The organism is Branchiibius hedensis (assembly GCF_900108585.1).
GTDB lineage: Bacteria > Actinomycetota > Actinomycetes > Actinomycetales > Dermatophilaceae > Branchiibius > Branchiibius hedensis.
In genome coordinates, this window is sequence record NZ_UESZ01000001.1 from 3170989 (window position 1) to 3186041 (window position 15053).

The 15053-nt window shown below is 67.5% G+C and carries 14 protein-coding genes; 9 read left to right on the forward strand and 5 right to left on the reverse strand.

Features of this window, described 5'->3' with window-relative positions; all coding sequences use genetic code 11:
* Positions 1-12: 12 nt before the first annotated feature.
* Positions 13-891 carry an XcyI family restriction endonuclease gene (locus DR843_RS20610; RefSeq protein ID WP_245934149.1) on the reverse strand — a complete coding sequence of 293 codons (879 nt, stop codon included), beginning with the start codon at positions 889-891 and terminating at the stop codon, positions 13-15.
* A gap of 231 nt (positions 892-1122) precedes the next feature.
* On the opposite strand from DR843_RS20610, the gene DR843_RS15380 reads away from it, so the two are divergent.
* Positions 1123-1575: a universal stress protein gene (locus DR843_RS15380; protein ID WP_109687210.1), complete on the forward strand. Its 453-nt coding sequence runs from the start codon at positions 1123-1125 to the stop codon at positions 1573-1575.
* Positions 1576-1587: 12 nt separating this feature from the next.
* Positions 1588-2109 carry a DUF6328 family protein gene (locus tag DR843_RS15385; protein WP_109687212.1) on the forward strand — a complete coding sequence of 174 codons (522 nt, stop codon included), beginning with the start codon at positions 1588-1590 and terminating at the stop codon, positions 2107-2109.
* Positions 2110-2129: 20 nt separating this feature from the next.
* On the opposite strand, the gene ilvD is transcribed toward DR843_RS15385, so the two are convergent.
* Both ilvD and DR843_RS15395 read right to left on the reverse strand, forming a co-directional pair.
* Complete coding sequence (gene ilvD / locus DR843_RS15390; protein WP_109687214.1) at positions 2130-3980, reverse strand: dihydroxy-acid dehydratase; 1851 nt, start codon at positions 3978-3980, stop codon at positions 2130-2132.
* A gap of 2 nt (positions 3981-3982) precedes the next feature.
* Positions 3983-4924 (reverse strand): EamA family transporter, encoded by a 942-nt coding sequence (locus DR843_RS15395; protein ID WP_109689051.1) that lies wholly within the window; start codon positions 4922-4924, stop codon positions 3983-3985.
* Between the two features lie 87 nt (positions 4925-5011).
* Between DR843_RS15395 and DR843_RS15400 the strand changes: the two genes are divergently transcribed.
* The 6 genes from DR843_RS15400 (at position 5012) to pgi (ending at position 11245) form a co-directional block, all read left to right on the forward strand.
* The gene (locus DR843_RS15400; RefSeq protein ID WP_109687216.1) at positions 5012-5920 is read left to right on the forward strand and encodes a LysR family transcriptional regulator; all 909 of its coding nucleotides are present in this window, start codon (positions 5012-5014) and stop codon (positions 5918-5920) included.
* A gap of 9 nt (positions 5921-5929) precedes the next feature.
* Positions 5930-7669 (forward strand): cation:proton antiporter, encoded by a 1740-nt coding sequence (locus DR843_RS15405; protein WP_109687218.1) that lies wholly within the window; start codon positions 5930-5932, stop codon positions 7667-7669.
* 90 nt (positions 7670-7759) lie between these two features.
* Positions 7760-8371, forward strand: a complete 612-nt coding sequence (locus DR843_RS15410) for a nucleoside deaminase (protein ID WP_109687220.1) — start codon at positions 7760-7762, stop codon at positions 8369-8371.
* A 42-nt stretch (positions 8372-8413) separates the two neighbouring features.
* Complete coding sequence (locus DR843_RS15415) at positions 8414-9064, forward strand: 4a-hydroxytetrahydrobiopterin dehydratase (RefSeq protein WP_109687222.1); 651 nt, start codon at positions 8414-8416, stop codon at positions 9062-9064.
* Positions 9064-9546, forward strand: coding sequence for a DUF3995 domain-containing protein (locus DR843_RS15420; protein ID WP_109687224.1), 483 nt, complete (start codon positions 9064-9066; stop codon positions 9544-9546). Before DR843_RS15415 ends, DR843_RS15420 begins: the two co-directional genes overlap by 1 nt.
* A 25-nt stretch (positions 9547-9571) precedes the next feature.
* Positions 9572-11245, forward strand: coding sequence for a glucose-6-phosphate isomerase (gene pgi / locus DR843_RS15425; protein ID WP_109687225.1), 1674 nt, complete (start codon positions 9572-9574; stop codon positions 11243-11245).
* Here the strand turns inward: pgi and DR843_RS15430 are convergent.
* The gene (locus DR843_RS15430; protein ID WP_109687227.1) at positions 11151-12305 is read right to left on the reverse strand and encodes an SLAC1 family transporter; all 1155 of its coding nucleotides are present in this window, start codon (positions 12303-12305) and stop codon (positions 11151-11153) included. The genes pgi and DR843_RS15430 overlap by 95 nt on opposite strands.
* Positions 12306-12396: 91 nt before the next feature.
* On the opposite strand from DR843_RS15430, the gene DR843_RS15435 reads away from it, so the two are divergent.
* A complete protein-coding gene (locus tag DR843_RS15435; RefSeq protein WP_245934241.1) occupies positions 12397-13299 on the forward strand; it encodes a LysR family transcriptional regulator in 903 nt (300 codons plus the stop codon).
* Here the strand turns inward: DR843_RS15435 and DR843_RS15440 are convergent.
* The gene (locus DR843_RS15440; RefSeq protein WP_109687231.1) at positions 13292-15010 is read right to left on the reverse strand and encodes a glycerol-3-phosphate dehydrogenase/oxidase; all 1719 of its coding nucleotides are present in this window, start codon (positions 15008-15010) and stop codon (positions 13292-13294) included. The two genes, DR843_RS15435 and DR843_RS15440, sit on opposite strands and share 8 nt — an antisense overlap.
* Positions 15011-15053 lie beyond the last annotated feature (43 nt).

The window sequence follows — 15053 nt, forward strand, 5'->3', positions numbered from 1 at the left end:
GGCGCAGCCTTCTCAGGAGTCCGACTCGACGGGCTCCTGCTCCATCAACCCGTTCTGCACACCCCACAGGACCGCCTTGGACCGGCTGGACACGTCGATCTTGCGGTACGCGGCCCGGATGTAGGACTTCACCGAGTTGATCGACAGGAAACTGCGGTCGGCGATCTCCTGGTTGCTCAGCCCCTCGGTGATCATCCGCAGCACGTCGAGTTCGCGCTCGGTGACGCCGACTTCACGACCCGGCCAGTCCCCCAGTGCCCGACGGGCCGCCCGAGCCGAGGTGCGCTCGTGATCGCGGGACAGCGCCAACTCGCTCAGGTCGCCGTACCCCTCCGGTGGCGCCGTGGAATCCGAGCGCTTCCAGCGGGCCAACGGGTCCGAGGGAATCGTGGAGTGCAGACCGCGGGGGGCGAGCATCTGGGCGATGCCGACGTTGATCGCCCGGCACAGGCTGGGCAGATCCTCTCGGAGCGCCGGCGGCACCGCGCCGCGCTCCTCCATCACGGAAAACTCCGCGATACCACTGGTCGCGCTGTAGAACTCCGCCGTCGTCAGGCCAAGGAGCAGCCGGTAGTGACCGATCGCCGTGGGGGCCTGCTGCAGCACCGCCGGAACGGCAAAGACCAACTCGTCGCGCACCCCGGTGCCCTGAAGCACGCGTAGCCCCTCGGTCGGCACGAACTGGGACACTTCCATCCGCAGCTGGTGCGGGTCGATCTGGTGCGACGCGTGCCGGACCGTGTCATGCATCCCGTCCCGGCTGGCGTAGGCGAACAGCGCTCCCGCGAGCATCTTGCTCTTGCGGTGCGGCACGGCGAAGCGAGTGGCCGTCACGTGGATGTCGAACTCGTTGTCGTGATCCGCTGTCTGGGCCTCGGCGACGTTGTACATATCGTCCTCCGATGATCTTGGGGGTTGAGTTGCCCACGGACATGTTTTGTTGTGAACAACTATTTGTGACTTTAGGTGATTTTTGGTCAGACCTGAACCGGTTGGGAGTTCGAATCTGCGATACCCGCCAATTCCATCCGCAGGGGTGAGGAGCACAATGAAGGAGTGGGCACGTCCCACCTTCGCGCCGGCGAGGCGCCGGTATCGGCTCGATCGAAGGAGCGCACGGTCATGAGCAACGACAGCAAGAACACCGTAGTTGTGGGGGTAGACGGCTCGGACCCGTCGGTGAACGCGCTGAAGTGGGGTGCCTTCATGGCCAAGACCAGCGGCAGCCGATTGGTCGCGGTGACCGCCTATGCGTTGCCCACTGCGATGTACGGCGCGGACTGGGTCACGTTGCCCGATTGGGACCCGGAGGCGCTGGCCAAGGAATCCCTGGATGCGACCCTGGCCCGGGTCCTGGACGATCCGAGCGACATCGACACGGTCATCCGTGAGGGCTCGGCCGCCAACGTGATCCTCGATGAGGGCGAGGGTGCCCACATGATCGTGGTCGGTAGCCGCGGGCACGGCGGGTTCAAGGGCCTGCTGCTGGGTTCGGTCAGTTCAGCGGTCGCCGAGCACGCGAAATGCCCGGTGCTGGTCGTCCACGGCGACACCGCACCACCGCCCGCCGCCTGACCGGCGCGGGGCGTGACCGATCCCGAGGTCTGGCACGCCGGCGATGCCGAGCGCAACGAGACCCCGACCGAGAAGCTCGATCGCAACTGGACCGAGTTGCTCCAAGAACTGCGCGTCGTGCAGACCGGCGTGCAGATCCTGTCCGGCTTCCTGTTGACCCTGCCGCTGCAGTCCCTCTTCAGTGACCTCGCGACCTGGGAGAAGGTCATCTACCTGGCCGCGACCGTGTGCTCGGTCGTGGCCAGTGGTCTGCTGATCGCGCCGGTCAGCGCCCACCGGTTGCTCTTCGCCAAGCACGAGAAGGGTGTCCTGGTCGCGCAGGCCGACACCCTGGCCAAGTGCGGCCTGGTCATGTTGGGCATCACCGTCACCTTGGTGCTGATGCTGGTCTTCTCCATCGTCGTCGGGCCCGTGGCCAGCATCATCATCGGCGTGTTGAGCGTGCTGGGATTCCTGGCCCTATGGGTCGCTTTGCCGCTGCGCACCCTGGCGAAGGCACAGGACAAAGCCGCGGATCGGCGTACGTCGAGCTGAGCCTTCTCGCCGGATCCCCCTCAGCGCGTGGGCAATTGGCGTACGGCGCCCGTGGACGCCGAGGTGGCCATCGCGGCGTACGCCTGCAGCGCCTTGGAGACGACCCGGTCCCGGTCGATCGGCGACCAGGGGTGCTCGGAAGCTTCCATCTTGGCGCGCCGCTCGGCCAGCACATCGGCGGGCACGTTGAGCTGCAAGAGGCGTCGGTGGACGTCGATCTCGATCTCGTCGCCGTCTTCGACCAGGGCGATTGTGCCCCCGGAGGCGGCTTCGGGTGAGATGTGCCCGACCGAGATGCCGGAGGAACCACCCGAGAAGCGGCCGTCGGTGATCAACGCGCACACCTTGCCCAGGCCCAGGCCCTTGATGAACGAGGTCGGGTGCAACATCTCCTGCATACCCGGACCGCCCGCGGGTCCTTCGTAACGGACCACAACGACGTCGCCGGGCTGCACCCGCTTGCCCAGGATGGCCTCGACGGCGGCCTCCTGGGATTCGACGACGAGGGCCGTGCCGACGAAGTGGAAGAGCTCCTCGTCGATGCCGGCGGTCTTGATGACCGCGCCGTCCTCGGCCAGGTTGCCGAAGAGCACCGCCAGGCCGCCGTCGACGGTGTAGGCGTGCTCGACGTCGTGGATGCAGCCGCTCTCGGCATCGAGATCCAGTGTCTCCCAACGGTTTTGCGTCGAGAATGCTTCCGTCGTGCGAACGCCGCCGGGTGCGGCGTGGAACAGTTCGATCGCCTCGCGACTCGGGTCGGCCGCGCGCACATCCCAGGCCGCCAGCCACGACGCCAGGTCGGGCGAGTGCACGCTGTGGACGTCGCGCTCCAGCAGTCCGGCGCGGTCCAGTTCACCCAGCAGCGCCGGGATGCCACCGGCCCGGTGCACGTCTTCCATGTGGTAGCTGGGGTGGTTCGGGGCGACCTTCGCCAGGCACGGCACGCGCCGCGACAGGGCGTCGATGTCGGCGAGGGTGAAGTCGACCTCACCCTCCTGGGCGGCCGCCAGGATGTGCAGCACGGTGTTGGTCGAGCCGCCCATGGCCACGTCGAGGGCCATCGCGTTGGTGAACGCCTTCTCGGTGGCGATCGAGCGGGGCAGGACCGACTCATCGTCCTGCTCGTAGTAGCGCTTGGCGAGGTCGACGATCGTGCGGCCGGCGGTCAGGAACAGTTCCTTGCGGGCGGCGTGCGTGGCCAGGGTCGATCCGTTGCCGGGCAACGACAGACCGAGGGCCTCGGTCAGGCAGTTCATCGAGTTGGCGGTGAACATGCCCGAGCAGGAACCGCAGGTGGGGCAGGCTGAGCGCTCGACGGCGGCGAGTCCCTCATCCGAAACCGCTTCTGCGGCAGAGGCGTTGATCGCGGTGATCAGATTCGTCGGGGTCTGCGCGACACCGTCGACGATGACCGCCTTGCCGGCTTCCATCGGACCGCCGGAGACGAAGACGACCGGGATGTTGAGCCGGAGCGCGGCCATCAACATGCCGGGGGTGATCTTGTCGCAGTTGCTGATGCAGACCAGCGCGTCGGCGGTGTGCGCGTTGACCATGTATTCGACGCTGTCGGCGATCAGTTCCCGGCTGGGCAGCGAGTAGAGCATCCCGGCGTGGCCCATCGCGATGCCGTCGTCGACCGCGATGGTGTTGAACTCCTTGGAGACCGCACCGGCCTCCCGGATCGCACCGGCGACCAGGTCGCCCATGTCCTTGAGATGCACGTGCCCGGGTACGAACTGCGTGTAGGAGTTGGCGATGGCAATGATCGGTTTGCCGAAGTCGTCATCGGTCATGCCGGTGGCGCGCCACAAGGAGCGTGCACCGGCCATGTTGCGACCGTCGGTCGAGGTCTTGGAACGCAGCGCGGGCATGACTACATCGTAAGACTCTCGTCCGGATGCTGATATTCGAGCCCGGCATGCGGGCGCCGCACCGGTCCTCGGCGTGCCGCGACCGCCACCAACGTGGGTGCGAGGACGCCGAGGATCACCAGAGCGCCACCGGCCAGATCCCCGACGGCTGGCCGCTCGCCGAGCACCACCCCGGCGGACAGGAACCCGGCGACCGGCACCAGCATCGAGAACGGCGCCACGCTGGAGGAGGGGTTGCGGGCCATCAGCATCGACCACAGCGAACTGCCCGCGACCGTGCCGAGCAGCACGGTGTAGGCCAGGCCCAGCCAGGCCGGAACCGCCGCTGTCGACAGCGAGGTCGTCAGGGAGGTCGCGATCCGGTGCGGCCCTTCAACGGCGAGCGATAGCGCGAGCATCGGGATCGGCGGGATTACGCACATCCACATCATCAGCGCGAACGGCTGCGTGGTGCGGGCCTGCCGGTTGCCGATATTGCCGATCGCCCAGCCCAGCCCCCCGGCCAGCACCAGCAGCACCGGCACCAACTGGGCCGCCAGACCCCGGGTCACGGCGATCACTGTGAATCCCAGCACGGCGACACCGATGCCGATCAGTCGCACCCGGCCCGGCTTCTCCCGCAGGAAGACCGCCGCTAGCAGGACGGTGAAGGGCGCCGAGGCTTGCAGCACCAGCGACGCCAGCCCGGACGGCATCCCCGCAGCCATCCCGGCATAGAGGAAGACGAACTGCAGGATCCCGAAACCGACGCCGTAGAGCAGCAGCCAGCGCACCGGCACGTTCGGTCGAGGCACGAAGAGCAGCGCTGGGATGGCCAACAGCGCGAACCGCAGAGCGATCAGGAAGAACGGTGGGAACTGTTGCAGCGACTCGTGGATCGCCACGAAGTTCGCGCCCCACAGGGCGGCCACCAGGCAGGCGATGGTGGTGTCGCGTCGGGTCATGACCCCAGCCTGAGGCCGCCCGATCATCAAGTCTATCGAGAATGTCTTGGCAAACCTTGTAGCGTTGCTTCATGGAGGTAATGCGGTATGGATGAACGCAGACTGGAGATGCTGCGCGAGTTCGACCGGCGTGGTTCGGTGACCGCGACCGCGGCGGCGCTGCATGTGACACCGACCGCGGTGTCGCAGCAACTGCATCTGCTGGAGCGCGAGGCGCGCGCAACCTTGCTGCGCCGGGTGGGCCGCGGGATCGAACTCACCGACGCCGGCCACGAACTCGCCGCCGCCAGCGTGCATCTGGCCGCGGCCCGTGAGCAGCTGCAAGCGCGGTGGGATCGGTATCGCGGGCAGGTCGCGGGGACCGTGCGCCTGGCCGTCTTCCCGACCGCCGGTCAGCGGTTCGTGCCGACGTTGCTGTCCCGGTTGACCGGGCAACCGCAGATCGAGCTGATCGTCAGCGACCTGGACGTGCACAGTGACGACTACGCGGCGTACGCCGATCGCTTCGACATCGTCATCGCCCACCGACCGGTGGGAGACCCATCTCCCGTGGGCGCACACGACGGCGACTCCTTCACCGTCGTACCTCTCGTCCGCGAGCGCCTGGCCGTCGCCGTCGCCCCGGGACACCGCCTCGCCGACCGGCACCGGGTGCGCCCGGTGACGTTGGCGCGGGAGTCGTGGATCGGCGTACCGGCTGATTGGCCGTTCGACCGGCTACTCACGCAATGGTTCGGTGCGGCGGGCCTGACCCCGCACGTGGTGCAGCGATTCGAGGATCTACGGATGCAGGAGGCACTGGTCGCTGCCGGCCACGGAATCGCTCTGCTGCCGAGGGATTCGGCCGACGACCGCGGCGGGCAGCGACTGCGACTGCTGGACACCATCGACGGTGAGCCGACCCGGCAGATCGAGGCGATCCTGCGCCCGGACCGGGCCGCGCGGGCGGTGGTGGCCGAGGTGCTGGATCACTTGAGGTTGCTGACCGCTCACTAAAGTCGCCCTATGGAACTGCTGGTCCTCGGGGTTCTCGTGGTGACCGTGGTCGTCGCCGTCAGTTTCCTTGCCTCCCGCGTCAACATCGCCACGCCGCTGGTGTTGGTGGCCGCCGGGATCGCCCTGACCGCGGTGCCGTCGCTGCGACACATCGAGATCGACCCGGAGTGGATCCTGGCGGGCATCCTGCCGCCGCTGCTCTATTCGACGTCGACCCGGCTGCCGGTGATGGACTTCCGGCGGGACCTACCGGCGATCTCGGGGTTGTCGGTGGTGCTCGTGGTGATCACGTCACTGTCGGTGGGTTGGCTGATGTCGATGCTGATCCCAGAGGTGGGTTTCGCGACCGGCGTGGCCATCGGCGCCGTGGTCAGCCCGACCGACGCAGTGGCGACGTCGATCGCCCGCAGCCTCGGGGTCAGTCCCCGGCTGCTCACGGTGCTGGAGGGTGAAAGCCTGCTCAACGACGCCTCCGCGCTGGTGCTGCTGCGAGCCGCGGTGGCCGCGATCGGCACGTCGGTGTCGCTCGCCGGAGTGTTCGGGTCGTTCGTCTACTCGATCGCGATTGCTGCCGCGATCGGCTACGCGGTCGGTCGGTTGGCGGTGTGGGTGCGGGCCCGCATGCAGGACGAAACCCTCAGCACCGCAGTCTCCTTCGTGGTGCCGTTTGCGGCGTACCTGCCGGTGGAGCAGTTGGGCGGCTCGGGGTTGGTTGCCGCGGTTGCGGCGGGTCTGGTCACGTCGGTTGGCGCCGGGAAGCATCTGCGGGCGCAGGACCGGCTGGCCGACCGGGCCAACTGGAGCACGATCGGGCTGATCCTCGAGGGCACGATCTTCCTGTTGATGGGCATGCAGCTCATCGAGCTGGTCCAGGACGTGCGTCACGAACACGAGAGTCTGTGGAAGGCCGGCTGGCTCGCGCTGGCGGCGGGGGTTGCCGTCCTTGTCGTGCGCGCGGCGTACGTCGCCCTGCTGCTGTGGACCGGTAACCGGCGGGTCAAACGGACCGAGAAGGCCAAGGAGTACTGGACAACCGATGAGGCCAAGCAGCACATCTATCAGCGGGTGGTCACCTCGCGCCGCTCCGCGGGGATGGACGAGGAACAGGTGCTGCGCACCGGCCGACGGTTGTGGATGCAGCGGATCGCCGACTTCGACTACATCCTGCAGGAGCGCTGGGGCGCCCGCGACGGGGCGATGCTGGTCTGGGCTGGCATGCGCGGGGCGGTGACCGTGGCCGCCGCCCAGACCCTGCCGGCCACCACGCCGCAGCGCTCGCTGTTGATCCTGGTCGCCTTCTTCGTCGCCGTGGGCAGCCTGCTGATCCAGGGCGGCACGTTGGGACCGTTGGTACGCCGACTCGGGCTGACCGGCAACCTCACCGACCGCAGCGAGATCGAGAGCCTCATCTCGACGATGCAGGTCGCCGGTGAGAAGTACCTGGACAGCCCCGAACTGCGCCGGGCGGACGGGTCGAAGTACGACGCGGATCTGGTCGAGCGGATGAAGACCCGCACCCAGTCCCGGGCCGATCTGCGGCCGGCGGCCGACGACCCGGAGGGGATCGACCGGGCCAACCAGACGTTGGAGTTGCGGATCGCGGTGCTGGATGCCGAGCGGCGGCGGCTGCTGGAGATCCGGCGGGCGGGCACCGCACCCTCGCAGGTGCTGTCGGAGCTGATGAACGTCCTGGACGCCGATCAGATCAGCCTGGAATTACGCCGCCGCGAGCCAGGCCCGATGGACTAACTCGACCGCGCCACGACGGGATTTCCATCTGCCGATGGTTTGGTTTCCGTTTTACGGAATACAACTTCCGAAATCCGCTAGTCTGCTGTGATGGACCACACTCAGCTGACCCGACTGCTCGACGTCATCGAGACCGACATCGTCCCGCTCACCCGCGCCGGTGTGAGCGCCGGGAACAAGCTCTTCGGCGCGGCCATCCTGCGCAAGGATGACCTGTCACTGGTCGTGGCCGCCACCAACAACGAGATCGAGAACCCGCTGTGGCACGGCGAGATCCACGCGATCAAGAAGTTCTACGAGCTGCCCGCGCAGAACCGCCCGGCCGCCAAGGACTGTGTCTTCCTTGCCACCCACGAGCCGTGCTCGTTGTGCCTGTCCGGGATCACCTGGTCCGGCTTTGACAACTTCAGCTACTTCTTCAGCCACCAGGACTCGGCCGACTCGTTCGCGATCCCCTACGACATCCAGATCCTCAAGGCGGTCTACGCGGTACCGGACCCCGGCCGCACCCAGGCGGCGCCCGATCGGGACCTGTACAACCGCAACAACGCCTACTTCACCAGCACCGATCTGGCCGTCCTGCTGCCCCAGTTCGGGGACCCCGAACTGGCGGCTACCGCGCAACGTTTGCACGCGACGTACGACGAGTTGTCGCAGATCTATCAGGCCGACAAGGGCGACAAGGGCATCCCGCTGAGCTGACCGGGGGTTCCCACTGACCGCTGCAACCAGCACGATGAAGGCGTGACCACTCTCACCGGGCAACAGATCGCCGACCTCGACCTCACCGGGTGGTCGTACCTGCCCTACCCGGCCGGCGGGCTGATGACGCGGGTGAAGACCGGCGATTTCGCGACCGGCCTGGCCTTGGTCAACGCGATCGGTGAGCGCGCCGAAGCAGCCGATCACCACCCCGATCTCGACCTGCGGTACGGGCAGCTGGACATCCGGCTGATCTCGCACGACGAGAAAGGCATCACCCAGCGCGACATCGACCTGGCCCGCCAGATCAGCGACCTGGCCGGGGACCTGACCCTCGAGCCCGCGGTCACCAAGGTCGAGTGGGCCCTGGACACTCCCGACGGCGGCCGGATCAGCCCGTTCTGGGCCGCGATCCTCGGCCTGCCGGACCAGGGCAGCGAGGACCTGGTCGACGACTCCGGCGCGTTGCCGTCCCTGTGGTACCAACCGTCGGGGTCCGAGGAACCCCGCCAGCGCTGGCATCCGGATGTCTGGGTCGACGCCGCGCAGGCCAAGGACCGGTTACGGGCCGCGCTCGCCGCCGGCGGGACGATGGTCTCTGACGCGGAGGCGCCGAGCTTCTGGGTGCTGGCCGATCACGACGGCAACCAGGCCTGCATCTGCACGTGGCAGGACCGAGCGGCGATGGGCTGATGCGCCGCGGGAGGGTCGCGTTCGCTCTTGCGGCGGTGTGTGGCCTGCTGCACGCAGCGGTCAGCGCCTACTGGGCAGCGGGAGGTACGGCGCTGCTCGCGACCTTGGGCGAGACCATCCTGACCGCGGTCGGGGACAGTACCTGGTTGCTGTGGCCGGTCACCGCGGTCAAAACGCTGGTCGCGGTCCTGCCGCTGGTCTTCGAGCGGACCGGCTGGCCGCCGCTCACCCGGGCTCTTGCCTGGCTGGCCGGTGCCGTCCTCGTGCTCTGGGGTGGCATCAACACCATCACCGGCAATCTGGTCTTGAGCGGAATCATCTCTCCTGCAGGCGGATACGACCGGGACGCGATGATCGGGCACGCCTGGCTGTGGGATCCCCTCTTCCTGATTTGGGGCCTGGCCCTGCTGGTCGGCCTGTGGCGCACCCGGGCCGCTGCCCGGCGTACGGCGATGATCACTAATGTTCAAACCAAGGCATAGTCGACGACAAGTTGGGAGACCTTCGATGAGCAGTCCGATCGACGCGACGCAAACCGCGGCCTGGAAGCAACTGCTACAGCTCAAGGAGGACTTCTCCTTGAACCTTCGCGAGGCCTTTGCGGAGGATCCGGAGCGGACGAACCGCTTCACCTTCACGGCCGGCGACCTCTTCGTCGACCTGTCCAAGAATCTGATCAACGATGACGTGCTCGCCGCTCTGGTCGCGCTCGGCGAAGAAGTCGGCCTCGAAGCCCGTCGCGATGCGATGTTCGCCGGCGAGAAGATCAACGTCACCGAGAATCGCGCGGTCCTGCACACGGCGCTGCGCGCACCCGCCGACGCGGTGATCGAAGTCGACGGGCACAACGTCGTTCCCGACGTCCACGAGACGCTCGACCGGGTCTTCGAGTTCGCGGACAAGGTGCGCAGTGGTGAGTGGACCGGTGTCACCGGTAAGCGGATCGAGACCGTCGTCAACATCGGCATCGGCGGGTCCGACCTCGGCCCGGTCATGGTCTACGAGTCGCTGAAGCACTACCTGCAAAAGGGCCTCACCTGCCGGTTCATCTCCAACATCGACCCGACCGACGCCCACGAGAAGACGGCCGACCTCAACCCGGAGACGACGCTGTTCATCGTCGACTCCAAGACGTTCACCACGCTGGAGACGCTGACCAACGCACGGTTGGCGCGGACGTGGTTACTGGACAACCTCGTCGCGAGCGGTGCGATCGAGGACGAGGATGCCTCCCGCAAGGAAGCCATCGCCAAGCACTTCGTCGCCGTTTCCACCGCGCTGGACAAGGTCGAAGAGTTCGGGATCGACCCGCAGAACGCCTTCGGCTTCTGGGACTGGGTTGGCGGCCGCTACTCAGTGGACTCCGCCATCGGCACCGCGGTTGTCGTGGCGATCGGACCGGAGCGCTTCCGCGAGTTCCTCGCCGGCTTCCGCGCCGTTGACGAGCACTTCAAGAACACCCCGCTGGCGGCCAACGTCCCTGCCCTGATGGGTCTGCTGAACATCTGGTACTCGAACTTCTTCGACGCCCAGTCCCACGTCGTGCTGCCCTACGCGCAATGTCTACACCGGTTCCCGGCCTACCTGCAGCAGTTGACCATGGAATCCAACGGCAAGAGCGTGCGCTACGACGGCAGCGACGTCACGACCACCACCGGCGAGATCTTCTGGGGTGAGCCGGGTACCAACGGACAGCACGCGTTCTATCAGCTGATCCACCAGGGCACCCGACTGATCCCGGCTGACTTCATCGCCTTCGCGAACCCGGCGTACGTCGTCAAAGACGGCGAGGCCGACGTGCACGAGCTGTTCCTGTCCAATTTCTTCGCCCAGACCGCTGCGCTGGCCTTCGGCAAGACCGCCGACGAGGTCCGGGCCGAAGGAACCCCCGAAAACATCGTGCCGGCAAGGGTTTTCCCCGGCAACCGGCCGACAACCTCCATCATGGCCCCGCGACTGAGCCCGTCTACGGTCGGCCAACTGATTGCGCTGTATGAGCACATCACCTTCACCGAGGGGACCGTGTGGGGCATCGACAGCTTCGACCAGTGGGGCGTCGAACTCGGTAAGCAACTGGCCAAGCAGGTCACGCCCGCGGTCGGTGGTGACGAGGCCGCGCTGGCCAAGCAGGACCAGTCGACCCAGTCACTGGTGCGCTACTACCGCGCCATGCGCCGATAACGGCCCGGGCCGTCGAGACGGCGCAGAACGTCCAGGTGCCAGCCAGCGACAGCAACGTCAGCCAACTGAGCGCGCTGACCCATGCCAGGCCGGTCTGCGCACCCAGCAGATGGGTGCCCAGGCTGAGCGTGCCGATCGGGAAGGTCAGCGACCACCAGTTCGTCGCGAACGGCATCCCGCGCGCGAACCCGCTGGCGGTGCGTCGCACCGCGTAGCCGATGACCGGTACCGCCGCGATCAGCATCGCGAATCCGTAGACGTGGGTGACTGATTCGAATTCGGTGCCAGCACCGAGCGTCTGCGCTGCAGCCATCGACTGCCCCACGACGCCGAGCGGGATCCAACTGGTCGCGCTCAGCTCCAACGGCAGCGGCGCGATCCGTAGATGGTGGTGATACGCCGAGGCGAAGACGACCACGGCCAACACGAGCGCGGTCGCGAAAGCCAACTCCGACGACGTCCGGACCAGTACGCCCCATGGGCGGGGAAGGGCAGCCGCCAGGCTCGCTCCTCCTGTCGCGGTCACCATCGGCGACACCACCGCCAGGCCCCAGACCATGGTTGGCCTGCCGGAACCGCCTCGGGCCACGAGCAGTCCGAAGACGACCACCGTGACCAGGCCGAGGCTCGTTCCGACCGTCCAGGTGGCCAGGTCGATGACTACCGCCCAGCCGGCGTGCTGCCCCACGGCCAGCGTCGCCGAGCCGGTCGCCAGGACCGCCATCGACACCGTGCCCCACAACGCGACCGTGCTCGGGTCGGACACCGACTCGCGTAGGGCGCCGGGACTGCGTCGACAACGGCGTGCGAAGGCGACGCACAGCCACAGGAGCGCAACCCAGGCAGCGACCAGCCAGGCGGCCGCGGCCAGGTGCCCGATCGGCGTACGTCCGAGGTGTTGCTCGACCAGGAGCGCGAGGATCGCGGTTCCCATCACACTGGGAAACCACGCGGGTCCTACCGGCGGCAGCGCGGTGGCTTTCGTAGCGCTGCTCACCTGGCGGGCGTGGATCCGGGTGAGTAGCGCTTCAAAAGTCGGGGTGGGTGCAGCGGCTTTCATAAAACCAGGCTGGCGCGGCGATCGCGCTGCGGGTAGCGGCTTGTTCCGGTGAAGCTACAAGCATTGCTTGTAGGCTGACCGGGTGAGCACGATGGACCTGTCCCGCGTCCCCGAGCTGGCCCAGCTGCAAGCGCTGGTGTCGGTGGCTCGCGAAGGCAGCATGACGACTGCTGCCCAGCGGCTCGGCGTCAGCCAGCAAGCGGTCAGCGAGCGCATCCGCAGCGCCGAGCGGGTTCTGGGGGTGCCCGTGTTCGAACGCACTGCCCGTGGCGTGCGGCTCACTGCGCCCGGCGGAGTCGTCATCGACTGGGCCACCGACATCCTGACCGCCGCCGAGAATCTCGACCAGGGTGTGCGCACCCTCGGTGCCGCTGACCGCCGGTCGGTCACCGTCGCGGCGAGCAACACGGTGTCCGAGTGTCTGCTGCCCGGCTGGGCGAGCCGACTACGGACCCTCGATCCCCAGGTCCGGCTGCACGTGCGACCCGGCAACTCCGACCAGGTCATCCACGAAGTCTCCAGTGGCGCAGCGCAACTCGGCTTCGTCGAGTCGCCGCGAGTGCCACGGTCGGTTCGCTCACGAGTCGTCGCGCACGACCGGCTGGTCGCCGTGGTCCCGCCGGATCACCCGTGGACTCGACGGAGCTCACCGCTGCCGGCTGGAGAACTCACTGCCACCCCGCTCGTCCTGCGCGAATCAGGCTCGGGCACAAGGGCTTTCTTACAGGACGCGCTCGGGCCCCTCGCCGAGGCGGCGGCCGTGCTCCCGTCCACGGCCGCCGTACGCGACGCGGTGATCACGCTCGGTGCACCCGCAGTGTTGTCCTCGCTCGCCGTCAGTCGCGACGTCGAATCCGGTCGCCTGGTCGCGGTGGCGATCGAAGGGGTCGACCTACGTCGCGCTCTGCGCGCCGTCTGGCATCCCAGCAGCCCGCCGAGAGGGTCGGCCGCGGATCTGTTGTCGATCGCGGCCGACCGCCTCACCCTCAGCTGATCGGGACTACGTCCGAAGCGCCCATGCGCGCTGCGTCGGCGGTCGCGTCGTCGGGCATCCGCTGGCTCTCCAACTCCGCCTCGACCCGCTTGCGGTAGTGATCGATCTCGTTGTCGCGCTGCTCGTCGCTCCACCCGAGGACCTTGCCCATCAGCTCGGCCGCCTCCTCGCAGGCACCGGTGCCGCGGTCGAAGGTCTCGATCGACAACCGGGTACGCCGCGCCAAGACATCGTCCAGGTGCCGGGCCCCTTCGTGGGTGGCGGCGTAGACGACTTCGGCGCGCAGGTAGTCGCTACCGCCAGACAGCGGCTCCTTCAGCGACGGGTCGTCCTTGGTCGCCTCCAACACCTCGTGGATCAGGGATCCGTAGCGCTTCAGCAGGTGCTCGATCCACACTTCGTGCAGGCCGTACTGCTCGGCGAGCGCGTTCCGCCCGTTCATCAGTGCGGGATACCCCTCGGCCCCCAGCAGGGGCACGTTCTGCGTCGTGGACGCGGGGATGGCCCGGTCGAACTGCGCGTTCAGCCCGAACACCGCCTCGTCGACCGCATCCTTGGCCATCACGCGGTACGTCGTGTACTTGCCCCCAGCGATCACCACCAGACCCGGGGCCGGGTGACCGACCGCGTGCTCACGGGACAGTTTCGAGGTCGCCTCGGACTCGCCGGCGAGCAGCGGCCGCAGACCGGCGTACACACCCTGCACGTCGTCCTTGGTCAGCGGCGTCTCCAGCACCGAGTTCACGTGCTCGAGCAGGTACTCGATGTCGCTCTCGCTGGCCGCCGGGTGCGCCTTGTCGAGGTCCCAGTCGGTGTCGGTGGTCCCGATGATCCAGTGCGCACCCCACGGGATGACGAACAGGACCGACTTCTCGGTGCGCAGGATCAGCCCGACGTCACCGCGGATCCGGTCCTTGGGCACGACCAGGTGGATGCCCTTGCTGGCCCGCACGTGGAACTGACCACGCGACCCGGCCATCGACTGGGTCTCATCGGTCCACACGCCGGTCGCGTTGACGACCTGCTTGGCCCGGACGGTGAACTCACGGCCGGACTCCAGGTCGTGCATGACCGCACCGGTGACTCGCTCGCCTTCCTTGACCAGGTTGACCACGCGGGCGCGGCTGACGACGTGGGCGCCGTACGCCGCGGCGGTGCGCGCCACGAACATCGTGTGCCGGGCGTCGTCGACCTGGGCGTCGTAGTAGCGCAACGCGCCCGTGAGCGCGTCTTTGCGCAGCGAGGGGAACTGCTTGCGGGCGCCGGTGCGGGTCAGGTGTTTGTGCAGCGGGACACCGGCCTTACCGGACAGGCGGCTCATGGCGTCGTACATCGCCACGCCGGTCCCGGCGTAGGCACGCTCCCAGACCCGGTGCTGCAGCGGGTAGAGGAAGGCGACCGGGTGCACCAGGTGAGGAGCGATCTTCTGCAGCAACAGACCACGCTCGGTCAATGCCTCTGCCACCAAACGGAAGTCGAGCATTTCCAGGTAGCGCAGACCACCGTGGATCAGCTTGCTGGACCGACTCGACGTGCCGGACGCGAAGTCTCGTGCCTCGACCAGGCCAACGCTCAGGCCTCGAGTGGCAGCATCCAGTGCGCTACCAGTACCGACGACACCGCCGCCGATGACCAGGATGTCCAGTTCCTGTTCGGACATCGCCTTGATCGAGTCTTCCCGGAACTGCGGTGACAGGGCGATCGCTCTCATGGTTCAAGCCTCTCAGATATCGATGAACGCGCCACCCGACCCC